This window comes from Prevotella melaninogenica ATCC 25845, assembly GCF_000144405.1.
GTDB classification, from domain to species: Bacteria; Bacteroidota; Bacteroidia; order Bacteroidales; family Bacteroidaceae; genus Prevotella; species Prevotella melaninogenica.
On sequence record NC_014370.1, the window covers coordinates 1,341,573 to 1,357,492 of the forward strand.

12 protein-coding genes are annotated in these 15,920 nt (G+C 42.6%); 10 read left to right on the top strand and 2 right to left on the bottom strand.

Annotated features, from left to right (window positions below):
* Positions 1-66: 66 nt before the first annotated feature.
* Positions 67-1,266 carry a lipid-A-disaccharide synthase gene (gene lpxB, locus HMPREF0659_RS05385; RefSeq protein WP_013264118.1) on the bottom strand — a complete coding sequence of 400 codons (1,200 nt, stop codon included), beginning with the start codon at positions 1,264-1,266 and terminating at the stop codon, positions 67-69.
* A 12-nt stretch (positions 1,267-1,278) separates the two neighbouring features.
* Positions 1,279-2,052 carry a 5'/3'-nucleotidase SurE gene (gene surE / locus HMPREF0659_RS05390; RefSeq protein ID WP_013264713.1) on the bottom strand — a complete coding sequence of 258 codons (774 nt, stop codon included), beginning with the start codon at positions 2,050-2,052 and terminating at the stop codon, positions 1,279-1,281.
* Positions 2,053-2,166: 114 nt separating this feature from the next.
* Between surE and HMPREF0659_RS05395 the strand changes: the two genes are divergently transcribed.
* From HMPREF0659_RS05395 to HMPREF0659_RS05440, 10 genes are all read left to right on the top strand, one after another.
* On the top strand, positions 2,167-2,934 hold the full coding sequence (locus HMPREF0659_RS05395; protein WP_004360806.1) for a ParA family protein: 768 nt from the start codon (positions 2,167-2,169) through the stop codon (positions 2,932-2,934).
* Positions 2,935-3,143: 209 nt separating this feature from the next.
* The gene (locus tag HMPREF0659_RS05400; protein WP_004360805.1) at positions 3,144-4,049 is read left to right on the top strand and encodes a ParB/RepB/Spo0J family partition protein; all 906 of its coding nucleotides are present in this window, start codon (positions 3,144-3,146) and stop codon (positions 4,047-4,049) included.
* A 170-nt stretch (positions 4,050-4,219) separates the two neighbouring features.
* Positions 4,220-4,999 carry a DUF5683 domain-containing protein gene (locus HMPREF0659_RS05405; RefSeq protein ID WP_013264959.1) on the top strand — a complete coding sequence of 260 codons (780 nt, stop codon included), beginning with the start codon at positions 4,220-4,222 and terminating at the stop codon, positions 4,997-4,999.
* A 40-nt stretch (positions 5,000-5,039) separates the two neighbouring features.
* The gene (locus HMPREF0659_RS05410; protein ID WP_013264322.1) at positions 5,040-6,176 is read left to right on the top strand and encodes a lytic transglycosylase domain-containing protein; all 1,137 of its coding nucleotides are present in this window, start codon (positions 5,040-5,042) and stop codon (positions 6,174-6,176) included.
* Between the two features lie 40 nt (positions 6,177-6,216).
* On the top strand, positions 6,217-8,511 hold the full coding sequence (locus HMPREF0659_RS05415) for a RelA/SpoT family protein (protein ID WP_013264839.1): 2,295 nt from the start codon (positions 6,217-6,219) through the stop codon (positions 8,509-8,511).
* Between the two features lie 706 nt (positions 8,512-9,217).
* Positions 9,218-12,172: a TonB-dependent receptor gene (locus HMPREF0659_RS05420; RefSeq protein WP_013264414.1), complete on the top strand. Its 2,955-nt coding sequence runs from the start codon at positions 9,218-9,220 to the stop codon at positions 12,170-12,172.
* Complete coding sequence (locus HMPREF0659_RS05425) at positions 12,172-12,552, top strand: hypothetical protein (RefSeq protein ID WP_013265010.1); 381 nt, start codon at positions 12,172-12,174, stop codon at positions 12,550-12,552. The genes HMPREF0659_RS05420 and HMPREF0659_RS05425 overlap by 1 nt, the downstream gene beginning before the upstream one ends.
* A 38-nt stretch (positions 12,553-12,590) precedes the next feature.
* Positions 12,591-13,106, top strand: coding sequence for a T9SS type A sorting domain-containing protein (locus HMPREF0659_RS05430; protein ID WP_013264219.1), 516 nt, complete (start codon positions 12,591-12,593; stop codon positions 13,104-13,106).
* A gap of 30 nt (positions 13,107-13,136) precedes the next feature.
* Complete coding sequence (locus HMPREF0659_RS05435; protein ID WP_013264491.1) at positions 13,137-14,255, top strand: DUF4876 domain-containing protein; 1,119 nt, start codon at positions 13,137-13,139, stop codon at positions 14,253-14,255.
* Positions 14,256-14,300: 45 nt separating this feature from the next.
* Positions 14,301-15,902, top strand: coding sequence for a DUF6850 family outer membrane beta-barrel protein (locus tag HMPREF0659_RS05440; protein WP_013264097.1), 1,602 nt, complete (start codon positions 14,301-14,303; stop codon positions 15,900-15,902).
* The last annotated feature ends 18 nt before the right edge of the window (positions 15,903-15,920 follow it).

Below are 15,920 nucleotides of genomic sequence, written 5' to 3' on the forward strand. Positions count from 1 at the left end.
AGATAGGCTTATTTGACTAAAACAAATGTACAACTTTACTAATACACATGGTTTCAAGCAGTCTACTTATTCATAAGTTTGCTCACTTACAAACTCATTTTCAGGTTCATTTGACAGCTCATAAACCTGCCTACCCGATAGTTTTTCGACCATAATCCTCGCCGCATTATCTGGTGCCACCTTGTTTCCTAAACGGTCACGAACAAGCTGGTAATCCGCCAACATACGTTCACGCAAAGGCTGACCAGGAAGAATACGATACAACTCGTTGGCAATGTTGCGAATAGAGAAACGATCAGCAAGCAGTTCTTGCACAATCTCTTTATCAGCAATAAGGTTGACAAGAGAGATAAAACGCACTTTGATAATATGCTTAAAAGCAAAACGAATCAACTTAGGGACAGGAGTCTCATAGCAAACAACCTGTGGAACATTTAGCAAAGCAGTCTCAAGAGTTGCCGTACCACTGGTAACAAGTGCTACTGTAGCATGACTCAGAAGTTCGTAAGTCTGTGTCTTTACCATCTTTGCTTCACTATCACCTAAATACTTCTTATAATAGCTTTCAGCAATAGAAGGTGCTGCAGCAACCACCATCTGATAATCTTCAAAATGACGTGCAGCCTCCAACATTGAAGGCAAATTATCCTTTATCTCCTGTTTACGACTACCAGCAAGAAGAGCAATGATAGGCTTAGAAGACAAGCCATTACGCTGACAAAACTCGTCTTTTGACTCCGAATAAACATGACGGAAATTATCAACCTCCTCGGCAGTAGGGTTACCAACGTAATGTATTTTGTAATTATGTTTCTTCTCATAGAAAGGAACTTCAAACGGAAGAATAGAGAACATTTCTTTTACATCACGCTTGATAGCTTTGATACGCCACTCCTTCCATGCCCATATCTTTGGGGAGATATAGTAATAGACCGGAATATTTGTATTCTTCTTTACAAACTTTGCAATACTAAGATTAAACCCTGGATAGTCAACGAGGATGACCGCATCAGGCTTCCAACGCATAATATCCTCCTTACACATCTTCATATTCTTGAAGATGGTAGGTAGGTGTAGCAATACAGGAACGAAGCCCATATAGGCAAGTTCACGATAATGCTTCACACGTGTACCGCCTACTTTCGCCATCAGGTCACCACCAAAAAAGCGAAACTCAGCCTCTGGATCATACTGCATCAACGACTGCATAAGGCGTGAGGCATGTAAGTCGCCAGATGCTTCACCAACTATCAGGTAATACTTCATAATATCAAAGAATTAAAGAGACTCCCACGATTTCATCTTATCGAGCACTTCATAATCCGTCACGTCAATCTTTGATGGCGTAACAGTTACATATCCATGCGCTAAAGCCCACTGATCATTATCGCTTGCATCAGGCTCATCGTTACGATAATGCCCTGTCATCCAATAATAATCAAAGCCACGAGGATGCTTGCAAGCCTCAACTTCTCTCGTCCAACTACCCCAACCCATACGGCAAACCTTCAGTCCTGCAAACTTCTCAACCTTAGGAAAGTTCACATTCAGACAGACACCTTTTGGCAGACCATCAGCAAGAACTTTCTTGACAATAAGTCTTACGTAATCACGTAGGTAAGACAGGTCGGCATTAGGATCATAATCACAACTTGAAAAAGCGATAGAAGGGATATATTTCATACAACCCTCATACGCAATACCCATCGTACCACTGTAATGATTATTCACAGAGGAATTATCTCCATGATTGATACCTCCCAAAATAAGGTCAGGCTTTCGGTCAACAAGAATCTGGTCTAACGCCAACTTCACACAATCAACAGGCGTACCTGTACATGACCACACCTCACAATCAGGAATATTATGACGCTTCTTCAACAACAGATAATCAACCACAGAAAAAGCACACGAAAAGCCCGAACGTCCTGCTTCTGGAGCACAGACAACAACATCTGCAAAATCTGTAAGGAATGAAACGAGCGTACGAATACCATTAGAGTGGTATCCATCATCGTTAGATATAAGTATGAGTGGTTTCTTAGAATTCATAAATTTCACTTTGATTTCAGTGCAAAAGTACGAAAAAAGGTTTATAAAGCCCTCCAATCTCATATAAAATATGTATCTTTGTAGCCTAATAAATGTATAGGATTAAATAGAAAAATGGGAAAGATTATCGCACTTGCCAACCAAAAAGGCGGCGTCGGAAAGACGACTACCACCATTAACTTGGCGGCTTCTTTAGCAACGCTTGAGAAGTCTGTACTGGTGATTGATGCCGATCCGCAGGCGAATGCCTCCAGCGGTTTGGGCGTGGATATCAAGGAGGTGGATTGTTCGCTTTACGAATGTATCATTGACCATGCCGACATAAAAGACGCTATCTACACAACTGACATAGAAGGATTGGACATTGTTCCGAGCCATATCGACCTTGTTGGAGCTGAAATTGAGATGTTAAAGCTTAATGGTCGTGAGAAGGTTATGAGCAGTTTGCTTGCTCCAATCCGTGACGATTACGACTACATCCTCATAGACTGTAGTCCGTCACTCGGTTTGATTACTGTCAATGCATTGACAGCAGCTGACTCTGTCATCATTCCTGTGCAGTGTGAATACTTTGCATTGGAGGGTATCAGCAAGTTGTTGAACACCATTAAGATTATCAAGAGTAAGCTAAATCCGAAGTTGGAGATAGAGGGCTTCCTGCTGACGATGTACGACAGTCGTCTGCGTCTTGCCCGTCAGATTTACGATGAGGTGAAGCGCCACTTCCAAGAGTTAGTATTCAAGGCTGTTATCCAGCGTAACGTGAAACTCTCTGAGAGTCCGAGTCATGGTTTACCAGTTATCCTCTATGATGCTGACTCTACAGGTGCAAAGAATCATCTTAGCCTTGCAAAGGAAATCATTGAAAAGAATAAGAAATAAAAAAGGGAAAGATACGGAGTGTAAAGGTATGCTTTGAGACTCACGGATGTGCCGTTTTCTGGTTGTAAAACTAATGTTTCTATCACAGATTGATTAGCTGTAGAAAATAAAGAAACAAAGGACTGGAAACGAAGAGCATCGTAGCATCGGGCAAAACAACCGCTAACTCCACCAAACTCCTTAACTCCATTAACTCCCAAACAAAGACTATGGCTGTACAAAAGAAATATAATCGAAACGCAAAGACCAATGCCCTCGGCCGTGGTCTGGATGCCTTAATATCTACTGAAGCTGTCAGTACACAAGGAAGTTCTACCATCAACGAGGTTGCCTTAGACCAGATTGAAGCGAATCCTAACCAACCTCGTCGAGAATTCGACCCTGTTGCGTTGGAAGAGTTGGCGAATAGTATCCGTGAATTAGGACTCGTTCAGCCAATAACCTTACGTCAGGTAGACGATAACCGTTTCCAGATTATTGCTGGTGAGCGCCGTTGGCGTGCCAGTCAGTTGGCAGGCTTGAAAGCTGTTCCAGCCTATATCCGTACGATTAAGGACGAGAATGTAATGGAGTTGGCGCTGGTTGAGAACATCCAGCGTGAGGACTTGAATGCGATTGAGATTGCTTTGGCTTACGAACATCTGCTTGAAAAGAGCGGAATGACACAGGAGCGTGTAGCAGAGCGTGTGGGTAAAAGCCGTGCTGCTATTGCTAACTACCTTCGTTTGTTGAAGCTTCCTGCATTGGTACAGATGGGTCTGCAAAAGAAAGAAATAGACATGGGACATGCTCGTGCATTGCTTTCTTTGGATAGTCCTTCACTGCAATTGAAACTCTATCGTGAGATTTTAAAGAACGGATATAGTGTTCGCAAGGTTGAAGAACTGTGTCAGCAACTCAATAACGGAGAAGATATCCAGAGTGCAAAGAAGAAGATTTCTGCTCGAACTCGCCTTCCAGAGGAGTTTAATATCCTCAAGCAGCGACTCTCATCATTCTTCGATACGAAGGTACAGATGAGTTGTAACGCTGATGGAAAGGGTAAGATTAGTATTCCGTTCGCATCAGAAGAGGAATTACTTCACATCATGGAAGTGATGGATAAGATGAAGTAATACTTCCCATACGGAAAGATTAAGGTATTAGTAAGTATAAGATAAGCAAGTGTTCTGGTTTAGAAGAACGATTCACAAGCATTAGGAAGCCTCAACAAGTGGCTGACTACAAAGCAATGAATAAGTAACAAACCTTCAAACCAGTAACTTAAGCAAGACAAAGGGTAGTGATGAAGATGAAGAATAGAATCCTCAGAGGACTGTTGATAGCCGGAATGCTCACCAGTGTTACGGTCATGCAGGCACAAGATCTGCCCCATGACACGTTAAAGGTTATGTATCCAGGCGACTCCGCAGTCGTTGAGATACCGAGTTCGCAGGATAAATATATAGAAGAGAAGGCAATCCTCACACCAGATGATGAGGGAAAACTCACTTCTGTTCTGCGAAAGGATAGTGTCGGCATGGTAAAAAAACAGGGACGAGACTGGTCTAAGTGGCGCCCTAATCCTAAGCGTGCTTTGTGGCTTGCACTCGTCATCCCTGGTGCTGGACAGGTCTACAACCGTAAGTACTGGAAACTACCAATCTTCTACGGAGGCTTTGTAGGCTGTATCTATGCCATGACATGGAACAACCAGATGTATCATGATTATGCGCAGGCTTATATGGACATCATGGATAATGACCCAACAACGCAGAGTTATAATAACTTCCTACACCTCGGAGCTACGATTACCCCTGCCAATGAAGAGCGTTATAAGAACATCTTCAAACAGCGCAAGGATCGCTACCGCAGATGGCGTGATCTAAGTATCTTTACTACTATTGCGGTTTATGCCTTGTCAGTTATTGACGCTTACGTAGATGCTTCCTTATCCGACTTTGATATATCAGATGACCTCTCACTGCATATTGCACCAACGGTCATATCAAATAAGAGTATCGCTACACCTAACAACCCTTTCCGTTCATCGGCAATAGGTATTGGATGTAGTCTGACATTCTAAGCAGCAGCGTACTGTATTTGCGCTAACTAAATCAGAAATAATGATTAGAAAGAGATATATTGTTTCCTTCCTTATTACAATGGGAGCAACCTGTGGAATCTATGCACAACAGCAAACTGTCGTTGATAATCGTGGTAAAGCTGTGAATGTGATGATTCCAGATGCATCAGAGACGATGGCAGGATATGTTGATGTGGACTATGTAGATGATAAGTTCTATAATAGTGGCATACAAACAGGGTTTAAGAATACACCCTCTACGAATACAACAGAGCCAGAAAACGGTATGGAAGTTATAGATCGTAAGATGCGCAATCTATCGAATGTTATGACAATGACCTATAATGAGGAAGTTAAGAAATATATCGATCGCTACACAAAGGCAGGACGCCAATCAACTTCTTACCTCTTGGGACGTGCACGTTATTACAACCCTATCTTTGAAGAAGCACTGCGTTTCTATGGTTTACCATTAGAACTGAAGTATCTTCCTGTGATAGAGTCGGGCTTAAACCCTAATGCTACCTCACGTGTGGGAGCAGCAGGACTATGGCAATTCATGGCAACAACCGGTAAACAATATGACCTTCAGATTGACAGTTATATTGATGAACGCCGCGACCCAGAGAAGTCTTCCTACGCAGCAGCACGTATGCTGAGCGACCTTTACAAACGATTTGGCGACTGGACTTTGGCACTTGCTGCCTATAACTGTGGACCGGGACGTGTTAGCAGTGCTATCACAAAGGCTGGTGGTGGTGCTGACTTCTGGGCTGTCTATCAGCATCTACCAAAGGAGACACGCGGTTATGTTCCCGCTTTCATCGCAGCAAATTATGTGATGAACTACTATGCTGATTACAACATCACACCTCTGTCAACAGGTCTGCCTAACTGCTGCGACACGATTATTATAGAGAAGGACGTTACACTTGCCAAGATTGCCAACGTATTAGGTATGAATGTGGACGATTTAAAAGTACTTAACCCACAGTATCGACAGGGTTTTATCAAGGCTTTTGCTAACAATGGTGTTGCTAAGCTACGCCTACCTTCTGAAATGATTGAGAAGTTCAAAGGTTACAAAGATCTAATTTACCAAAACGAAACACCAAACGAAGAACCAAGCATGACTATCGCGGCTACTAATACAAGCCAAGGAACCATGCCATACTAACAAGATTCTTTTACCTTATTATATAAAGGGAGGATGCACAATGGACAAGGACAATATTGAAGTTAAGGAGATTGACTATGAGAAGATGGTAGATGATGCATTTCAGCATCTCATTGATACCTATCTTGCTTCACGTCATCGAAAGAAGGTTGATATCATTACCAAGGCTTTCAACTTCGCACGACAAGCGCATAAGGGTGTGCGCCGACTCTCGGGCGAACCTTATATCATGCACCCTATTGCCGTTGCCCAAATTGCTTGTGAAGAGATGGGACTCGGAGCAACGAGTATCTGTGCAGCCCTCTTACATGATGTCGTAGAAGATACCGACTATACAGTGGAAGATATGGAAAATATCTTCGGTCCTAAGATTGCACAAATCGTTGACGGACTAACCAAGATTTCTGGTGGTATCTTTGGCGAACAGGCTTCAGCACAAGCTGAGAATTTCAAGAAGCTTTTGCTTACTATGAGCGACGACATTCGTGTTATTCTTATCAAGATATGCGACCGTCTGCATAACATGCGTACTCTTGCTTCTCAGCCTGCCAGCAAGCAATATAAGATTGCTGGTGAAACGCTCTACATCTATGCACCGCTTGCAAACCGACTGGGACTGAACAAGATTAAGACTGAACAGGAAGACCTTAGTTTCCGCTACGAACATCCTGATGCTTATGCCTCTATTGAGAAGAAACTTGCTTCAACACAGGCACAGCGTGACACCCTCTTTGAACAGTTCACAGCACCTATCCGTGCTGAACTTGACAAGATGGGCTTTGAATATGAACTTAAAGCACGTGTAAAGAGTCCTTATTCTATTTGGAATAAGATGCAGAACAAACACGTCACTTTTGAAGAAATATACGATATCCTTGCCGTACGTATCATCTATAAACCGAAGTCACCTGATGAGGAAATCAACAATTGTTTCCAAATTTATGTGGCTATCAGTCAGATTTATAAGAGTCATCCTGACCGTCTGCGCGACTGGGTGAACCATCCTAAGGCTAATGGTTATCAGGCATTGCACGTAACTCTCATGTCTGCTAAGGGCCGTTGGATTGAGGTTCAGATACGTTCTGAGCACATGAACGAATTAGCTGAACAAGGCTTTGCTGCACATTGGAAATATAAGGATGGTGGTGAGATTACTGAGGATGAGGGCGAATTGAACGAGTGGCTCAGTACGATAAAAGAGATTCTCGACGACCCACAGCCAGATGCTATGGACTTCCTCGATGCTATCAAACTCAACCTCTTTGCCTCTGAAATCTTCGTCTTTACACCAAAGGGAGAGATTAAGACGATGCCTGCAGGTTGTACAGCACTCGACTTTGCTTTCCAAATCCACACCTTCCTCGGTAGCCATTGTATCGGTGCAAAGGTCAACCACAAGCTTGTCCCATTGAGCCATAAACTCCAAAGTGGTGACCAAGTAGAAATCCTGACTTCGATGTCGCAACACGTCAATCCTTCATGGATTAACTTTGTGTCTACAGCGAAGGCGAAGGCAAAGATACAAGCTATCTTGCGACGTGAGAGCCGTGAGTTGCAAAAAGCAGGTGAAGAGCAGCTGTCGAAGTGGCTAAAGGCACACGACCTTGAGATGACAACTGCTACCTTAGATAAGCTTTGCGAACTACACGACCTTCGTAAGCATGACAGTCTTTTCCTTGCCGTTGGAGACAAGACCGTTATCCTTGGCGACACTGATTTGAATGAACTTCGTGGAAAGTCAAAGTCAGAGAAGACTGTTACCTCACGTGGTTGGCGTCGATACGTTCCTTTCTTGAAGTCGAATGACAAGAAGACAACAGAGTCTGTAGAGGCTAAAGATATAGAGTGTACTGAAGGCTTAATCGTTGTAACCAAAGAACTCAACAGAAAGAAGCCTATCTTCATCAACGAAGAAAACATACATCGCTATCTCTTCCCACACTGCTGCCATGCTATTCCGGGTGATGACATTCTCGGATATATTGACAACAAAAACCACATCGAGATTCATAAGCGTGCCTGTCCAGTAGCTGCAAAGCTAAAAGCAAGCTATGGTGGTAGAATCTTGGATGCCAAATGGGATATGCACCGTCGATTGTTCTTCGATGCAACGATTGAGATTCGTGGTATTGACCGTAGTGGTATGCTACACGACATCTCTGATGTTCTCTCCGACCAGTTAGGTGTTAATATCCGTAAGATAACAATTTCCAGTGATAATGGAATCTTTGACGGAACGATTGAGATGCAAGTCCACGACCGCAAGGATGTACAGTTTATCGTTGAAAATATGAAGAATATTAAGGATGTACAAGAGGTCTTAGAGATTCTTTAGTCCTCTAAAGAACTATCTAACCTCAAGATAAAGCGTCCTTCCAATCTACCGAGTGACAAAGCCCCAACAAGACTAAAACTATTACACAGCTTACAAGAATAGTTTTATTTTAAGTTGCTGTCATTTTTAACATTTCATGTAACTACACTGTAAACTAATCAGTTAGGACACAACATTGGATGACAGAAATGACAGCAAAATTTATTTTATTTAAGGTACTATATAATCGGCACTCTGAAACAGAGCGTGTGGTGAGCCTCTAATTATTACGAATCTACCAAAAGGGTTAGGAGAATATCAAGAGCTATGCAATAGGTTATATCACTTGAGAAATTAGAAAATCCTATAAGCTTTATCCGATATATAGAGTGATAAAGCTTACTTCTGCAAAAGGAACTTCAATATAACAGATGCAATTTCTTATCAAACGTGCGGAGGCTCCGCACACATGGTGCGGACGATAAACACCAATAGTGCGGATGCTTAACACCACTCTTTTGGGCAGTTTATATCCTTACAAAAATATACTACTCATAAAGTATTAGATATCGTTTCTTCTCACACATTGGGCTCCCCCTTATCATTCCATATATCAGAAGGAGCTTATCTAATATGATAAAATCAATTTCTATTCATAAAGAAAAGCAAATAAATACCTATTTTTGAGTATTGTAGAGTTTGTTAAATCATCTTATCTTTGCAAGTCATGGACTTCACGAATAGGATAATAGCGTCTATTGTATTTTGCGGACTAAGTATCAATGGAATTGCACAGACACTTACAGGTTGTGTTGTGGGAAAGGATGATCGTAAGCCTATAGCCTACGCATCAGTCACATTGAAGGAAAATCGCTTGTACACTTTTACGGACGAAAAAGGTTGTTTCACGATAAAAAACGTACCGAAAGGAAAGTGTACTGCAGTTATCTCCTGCCTTGGTTACGCAGAACAAACAGTAGTTGTCACCATTAATACTGATGGTGCCACGCTCAACGTGCGCCTTGCCGAAGACAACCTTCAACTCGATGAAGTACAGGTTGTTGCGCATCGAAAGAAAGACGAGATAACAACCTCTTACACCATTGACCGTAAGACATTAGACAATCAACAGATAATGACTTTGGGTGATATTGCCCAACTCCTGCCGGGTGGTAAGAGTGTGAACCCTTCTTTGATGAATGATAGCAAATTGACTTTGCGTAGCGGTTCGTCAGAGCGAGGCAATGCGTCGTTTGGTACAGCCATTGAAGTGGATGGTGTTCGTCTGAACAATAATGCTATGATGGGTGAAACAGCTGGTGTGAGCACACGGGGGGTAAGTGCTTCTAACATTGAAAGTGTGGAGGTAGTACCCGGTATTGCCTCTGTAGAATACGGCGACCTCACCAATGGTGTAGTAAAAGTGAAGACACGTAGAGGCAGTTCACCTTTCATCTTGGAAGGAAGTATCAACCAACACACCCGCCAGATAGCCCTTCACAAAGGCTTAGACTTGGGCAAGAATACAGGACTCATCAACTTCTCTCTTGAGCATGCACGCTCTTTCTCGGATGCAGCATCGCCTTACACTGCTTATCAGCGCAACGTTCTATCGTTGCACTATATGAATGTCTTTATGAAGAAGACACAGCCTCTGACCTTGGACATTGGGTTGAATGGCGGTGTGGGAGGCTATGATTCAAAGGCTGACCCAGACCGCAACTTGGACAGTTATTATAAGGTTAAGGACAATAATGTGGGTGGTAATGTGCGCCTTGACTGGTTATTGAACAAGTCATGGATAACCAATCTTAATTTTACAGCAGCCTTCACCTACGCTGACAAACGCTCAGAAAGCTACAGCAATGAAAGTAGTAGTTCTACACAACCCTATATACACACCTTGACGGAAGGATATAACATTGCAGAAGACTACGATAAGAACCCTTCTGCCAACATCATTCTTGGTCCTACAGGCTATTGGTATCTGCGTGTTTTTGGCGATTCCAAGCCATTAACCTATAGCTTGAAGCTAAAGGCTAATTGGAATAAATCATTCGGAAAGTTCCGCAACCGCTTACTTGTTGGTGCTGAATGGACAAGCAGTAGGAATAAGGGAAAGGGTACACACTACGAAGATATGCGCTATGCACCAACATGGCGTGAATATCGTTTTGATGTCCTACCCGCTTTGAACAACATGGCACTCTATGCCGAGGATAAGCTCTCAATGGCTATTAACACCAAACAGAATGTTGAACTGACAGCAGGTGTGCGTGAGGATATCACCTCTATTCCCGGCTCAGAGTATGGAACAGTGGGTAGTCTTTCACCACGTGTGAATATGCGCTATATGCTTCGCTTTGGACAAGAAAGTTGGGTGAACAGTCTTAGCTTGCATTCAGGATGGGGAAAGAGCGTGAAACTCCCAAGTTTCCAAGTACTCTACCCTTCTCCATCTTATCGTGATATGTTGGCATTCTCATCTACCAGTGATGCTAATAATCGTTCTTATTATGCCTATTACACTCACCCTTCAAAGGCACGATACAATGCTGACTTGAAATGGCAATATGCCAACCAGTGGGATTTAGGTGTGGAACTGAGAACAAAAATTGCGGACATCAACCTTTCATTCTTCCATAGTAAGACTTTCAATCCTTACATGGCAACAAACACTTACACACCTTTCACCTATAAGTACACATCACCTGCTAAACTTCAAGCGAGCGGTATTGCGACGGCTAATCGACTCTTTGCGATTGACCCACAGACAGGTATTGTGACGGTAAGTGATGCCAGCGGTGCGAAAGCCCCAGTCGTTCTCGGTTATGACGAACGTAACACCTACGTTACCAACACAAAATATGTGAATGCTGACCCATTGAGTCGCTATGGCTTAGAATGGATTGTAGACTTCAAACAGATTAAGGCGCTCCGCACACAGGTGCGTGTTGATGGTAAGTATTATCATTATAAGGCACAGGACGAAACCCTCTTTGCGGACGTACCTGTAGGACTTAACACACGTCAGTCAGACGGTAGACTCTATCAATATATTGGTTATTACCGTGGCGGTGCAGCCTCATCAACCAACTATACAGCTGATGCTTCTGCTTCAAATGGCTCTGTCAGTGGTCAAGTAGATATGAATGTCACACTAACGACACACATACCAAAGATTCGACTTATCGTAGCTTTGCGTCTGGAAAGTTCACTCTATACATATAGTAGAGCTACCAGCAGTCGAGGATATGTTGTGAATAGTGGCAATGAATACTTTGGTGAGCCGTATAATGGTAAGACAGAGAATCAGACGGTTATCGTCTATCCAGAGTATTACAGCACATGGGATGCACCAGAGACATTGGTTCCTTTTGCAGAGAAATTGCGTTGGGCAGCAACGAATGACAGAGGGTTATACAACGACTTAGCACAATTGGTTGTACGAACAAACTACCCGTACACGTTGAATCCGAATAAGTTGAGTGCGTTCTGGTCGGCTAACTTGAGTGTAACAAAGGAAATAGGCAAACACGTATCTATATCGTTTTATGCCAATAACTTCTTCAACACGCTTGCTCAGGTACACTCTACTCAGACAGGACTTGAGACAAGTCTCTTTGGTAGTGGATATGTTCCGAGCTTCTATTATGGACTTTCATTAAGATTAAAGATATAATGAAAAAGATATTTAGTTTACTTGCAGTATGCGTGATGACAATGTTAATCTCGTGTGCTGATTATGAGGAGGGCATTAAGGTAGTCAACTTCGATGTAAAGTTAGAATTCCCCAACACTTATGAAGGTTCTTATGAAGGCTTACGTGTAGAGTTACAAGATGCCGTGGCAAGCACCTTCGTTGACAGTACAGACGCTGAAGGAGTGGCTCACTTCAGTGTTCCCTCAGGTTTGTATAAGGTCAGCAGCTCAGCAAGAAAGGAGACTGTGGACTACCGTTACTTCTTCAATGGAGCCAAGTCACAGGTAGTCGTTGCCATAGACTCTCCTCACGTGGTAACCCTACCATTAGTAATGTCGAAGAAACGTATCGTAAATTAAAAGAGAAATAAAGATAGTATAAATTAAAAACAATGTTTATGAAGAAAATAAGTTTTATAGGGCTTATCGCTTTAGCACTGTCGTTCATTCCCCTTAGTGGCTTTGCACAGACAGTACAAAAGAAGATGATAACCTGCCTTGTCTTGACCGAGACGAATGGAACAACGACCGAGTTCGCTTTGGAGTCATTTCCTGTTATAACCATAGAGGGTAACAACCTTGTTATTACCCATAATGGGAATCAACTAACAACAGCCCTTACAGGCGTACAGGATTACCATTTTATTGAGAAGACGGTGACAACAAGCATTAGTAGTGTGCCTTCGAATGACCCAAAGAATGAATCTAACACACCTCAATTCTCATTCAGTAATGCAGAAGTAAGTGGATTGAAAGCAGGTGCAAAAGTGGCTATTTACAATCTTAATGGTACACAAATCAGCTCTGTAACAGCTGATGGTGAAGGACGAGTTGCCCTTGATTTCTCGTCTTTACCTAAGGGTGTCTACATCCTCCGTACACCTACCAAGAGCTTTAAGTTTATGAATAAGTAAGAATAACATAAGAAATTAAATAGAAAAGATATGAAGAAAATATTACTTCTCCTTGTTGCTGTATTTGCTTCCATCAGCAACATCAATGCACAAACATGGAATATGGTTGTGACACATAACGATGGTACTGTCCAAGTTATCAAAGCATCAGATGTAAAGAACGTTACTTTCCAGTTACCTGATCAGAATGCTGACCAGATTATCATCAAGGAACTGTACACGACTGGTGTACCAGACGATAAAGACCCCAAGAAGTTCTTCCAATCAGACAAGGGTTTTATCCTCTATAACAATAGTGGCAAAACTGCGGTAATCAGCAACTTGGCTATTGGTATGTTAGACCCATACAATGCACATGCTGCAAATGCATGGTATAGTGCAAGTGCGACAGAGCCATCTTACGTATCAGAGAAATGGGTCCCAGCAACTACAGGTATATGGTACTTCCAGAATTCATTGGTGATTGAGCCTTATTCACAGGTTGTTATCAGCTGTATGGGAGCAATAGATAACACCAAGACCTATTCAAAGAGCGTTAACTATGCCAACAAGGATTATTACACAATGTACGATCCTGAGACTGGTTTCAACATGACATCCTATTATCCAACACCAGCTGAGGTAATCCCATCCAGCCAATACCTTAAGGCAGTAAAATTTGGACAAGCCAATGCTTGGCCACTTAGTCAGTCTTCTCCAGCCTTCTTTATCTTCCAAACAAAGAACACAACACCTGCCGCTTTTGCTAAGGATGCAAGCAATATCACATACGTACCAGGCAAAGCAAAGACAAATGTAAATGCTGTATTGAAGGTCCCAACAGACTGGATTATTGACGGTGTTGAGGTTTATCAGGATATTAACGAGAGTAAGAGTAAGAAGCGTTTCGGCTCTGACGTAGATGCTGGTTATGTGAAGCAGACTATCAAACTTGGTCATAGCGTGTATCGTAATGTAGACGTTGAAGCGACAAAGAAGATTGAAGGCAATACTGCTAAATTGGTTTATAACTATCAGTATGGTGCAGATCCAAGTCATATTGACGCTGAAGCATCTATAAAGAATGGAGCAAAGATCGTCTACATGGACACAAACAACTCTACTTCTGACTTCCACGAGCGCAAACAGTTCTCACTTAGAGACAAGTAAAATAGATGATAAAAGAACATAACCTGTAAGATGAGATATAGGTTCATGACACTTATACTGGCAGGAGTAACCCTCTCTGCCAGCCTCAACGCACAGGAGCAGGCTAAAGATAGTCTGCTCCATCGTGATTTTAGCTTCGTTGCCAACAGCGATGCATGGCTGAGAAGTGACAATGCTGCAGCTTTGACACGATTTAAGACAAAGAACATTTCCTTGGCTGAAGTCTATGCACAATATGGCAAGGGAGGCTTTGTCAACTATGACGAGTCGCCACGTACCGTGCAAGCGGGTGCCAACGTATCTTCATTCTATCGCCTAACAGACAGGATTGTCCTATCGGGGAGTATGCGTTATGATAACTTCTCTGGACGTAATATGACAGGCTCGGCGTTCATACAGACCCAACGTCTGCCGTTCGATATTGTCGAAGACTCACTAAATAATGCTGGCACAAAGCATCGTGACACCTATAATCTTATGGGCGCATTGTCTTGGGAGATATATAAAGGACTTGCCATTGGTACAAAGGTGGACTTCACTGCAGCAAACGTTGCTAAGTATAAGGATTTAAGACATAAGACAAAGCTAATGGATTTAGTCCTCACTACTGGCATCTATGTACCGTTACAGCCTATTAGTCTTGGTCTTAACTATACTTACCGACGGAACACAGAGAGCGTAATCTTTAGTACCTACGCTTCAAATGCACAAGAATATACATCTTATATCAACTATGGTCCGTGGATTGGTAAGACGGAACCCTTCAGTAGTTCGGGCTTTACTGATAGCAATAGGGAGCAACCTATGCTCAATGAATATCATGGTTTAGGACTACAATTTAGCTGGAACATCCTACCTAATCTCTCATGGTTTAACAACTTTGGCGGTACATATCGAAAAGGTTATTACGGTAGGAAGTCACCCTATACGATTGTTCACACCAATCATCACAGCCATATCTATGACTATCAGACACGCCTATCTTTGAAACTCGACAAGCAGATACATCATCTTGACTTTAGTTTCTCAAGCGAGAACCTTGTCAACGAGATGAATGCTTATCGTTCTAACAAAAATGAACAGGGAGCCTACTTCTATCAGTATCTTGACCCCGTAAAGAGTGCCAATAAGGCTTGGAATGATGTGCATCTTGGCTATACGGGCTATTATAGAGTGATAAACGAGTTGCCTCTCTGGACGGTAGAAGCAGGTGCGAACATTGCACAACGTAAGCAGACTGGCTACAGCTATCCTTACTTCCGCCGTCAGGATATCCATACGATGGAGGCTTACACAGGTCTTACACGTAACCTCCTTTTCCGCAAAGGAGTATTGTCATTAAAGGCGGGCTTTGCCTATAAGAAGGGAAAAGGTGATGCTTTCGAGGATGGAACATTAGCTAAACCATCTGACAAGCAGAACGGTTTCCCTACGATGGACGTACTGATGTATCGTGAGTATAAGTATCTTACAGACCCACAATACTCCCTCCAACTCGGACTTAAATATGCCTTTATACTCCCAGGCACCAAGATGAAGACCTACACAGCCTTCGACTTCACTCATCGGCATACCAACGACGGCAACGCTTACCTTGTAGGTAGGAACTATTCAACGGGCAGACTGACTATTGGTTGCACCTTCTAACAGTCTTACTATTGGTCC

Excerpts from the sequence above, each read along its gene's own strand:
- surE (WP_013264713.1), bottom strand. The coding sequence starts at position 2,052 with ATGAATTCTAAGAAACCACTCATACTTATATCTAACGATGATGGATAC.
- HMPREF0659_RS05395 (WP_004360806.1), top strand. The coding sequence starts at position 2,167 with ATGGGAAAGATTATCGCACTTGCCAACCAAAAAGGCGGCGTCGGAAAG.
- HMPREF0659_RS05415 (WP_013264839.1), top strand. The coding sequence starts at position 6,217 with ATGGACAAGGACAATATTGAAGTTAAGGAGATTGACTATGAGAAGATG.
- HMPREF0659_RS05410 (WP_013264322.1), top strand. The coding sequence starts at position 5,040 with ATGATTAGAAAGAGATATATTGTTTCCTTCCTTATTACAATGGGAGCA.
- HMPREF0659_RS05430 (WP_013264219.1), top strand. The coding sequence starts at position 12,591 with ATGAAGAAAATAAGTTTTATAGGGCTTATCGCTTTAGCACTGTCGTTC.
- HMPREF0659_RS05435 (WP_013264491.1), top strand. The coding sequence starts at position 13,137 with ATGAAGAAAATATTACTTCTCCTTGTTGCTGTATTTGCTTCCATCAGC.
- HMPREF0659_RS05425 (WP_013265010.1), top strand. The coding sequence starts at position 12,172 with ATGAAAAAGATATTTAGTTTACTTGCAGTATGCGTGATGACAATGTTA.
- HMPREF0659_RS05405 (WP_013264959.1), top strand. The coding sequence starts at position 4,220 with ATGAAGATGAAGAATAGAATCCTCAGAGGACTGTTGATAGCCGGAATG.
- HMPREF0659_RS05440 (WP_013264097.1), top strand. The coding sequence starts at position 14,301 with ATGACACTTATACTGGCAGGAGTAACCCTCTCTGCCAGCCTCAACGCA.
- lpxB (WP_013264118.1), bottom strand. The coding sequence starts at position 1,266 with ATGAAGTATTACCTGATAGTTGGTGAAGCATCTGGCGACTTACATGCC.
- HMPREF0659_RS05400 (WP_004360805.1), top strand. The coding sequence starts at position 3,144 with ATGGCTGTACAAAAGAAATATAATCGAAACGCAAAGACCAATGCCCTC.
- HMPREF0659_RS05420 (WP_013264414.1), top strand. The coding sequence starts at position 9,218 with ATGGACTTCACGAATAGGATAATAGCGTCTATTGTATTTTGCGGACTA.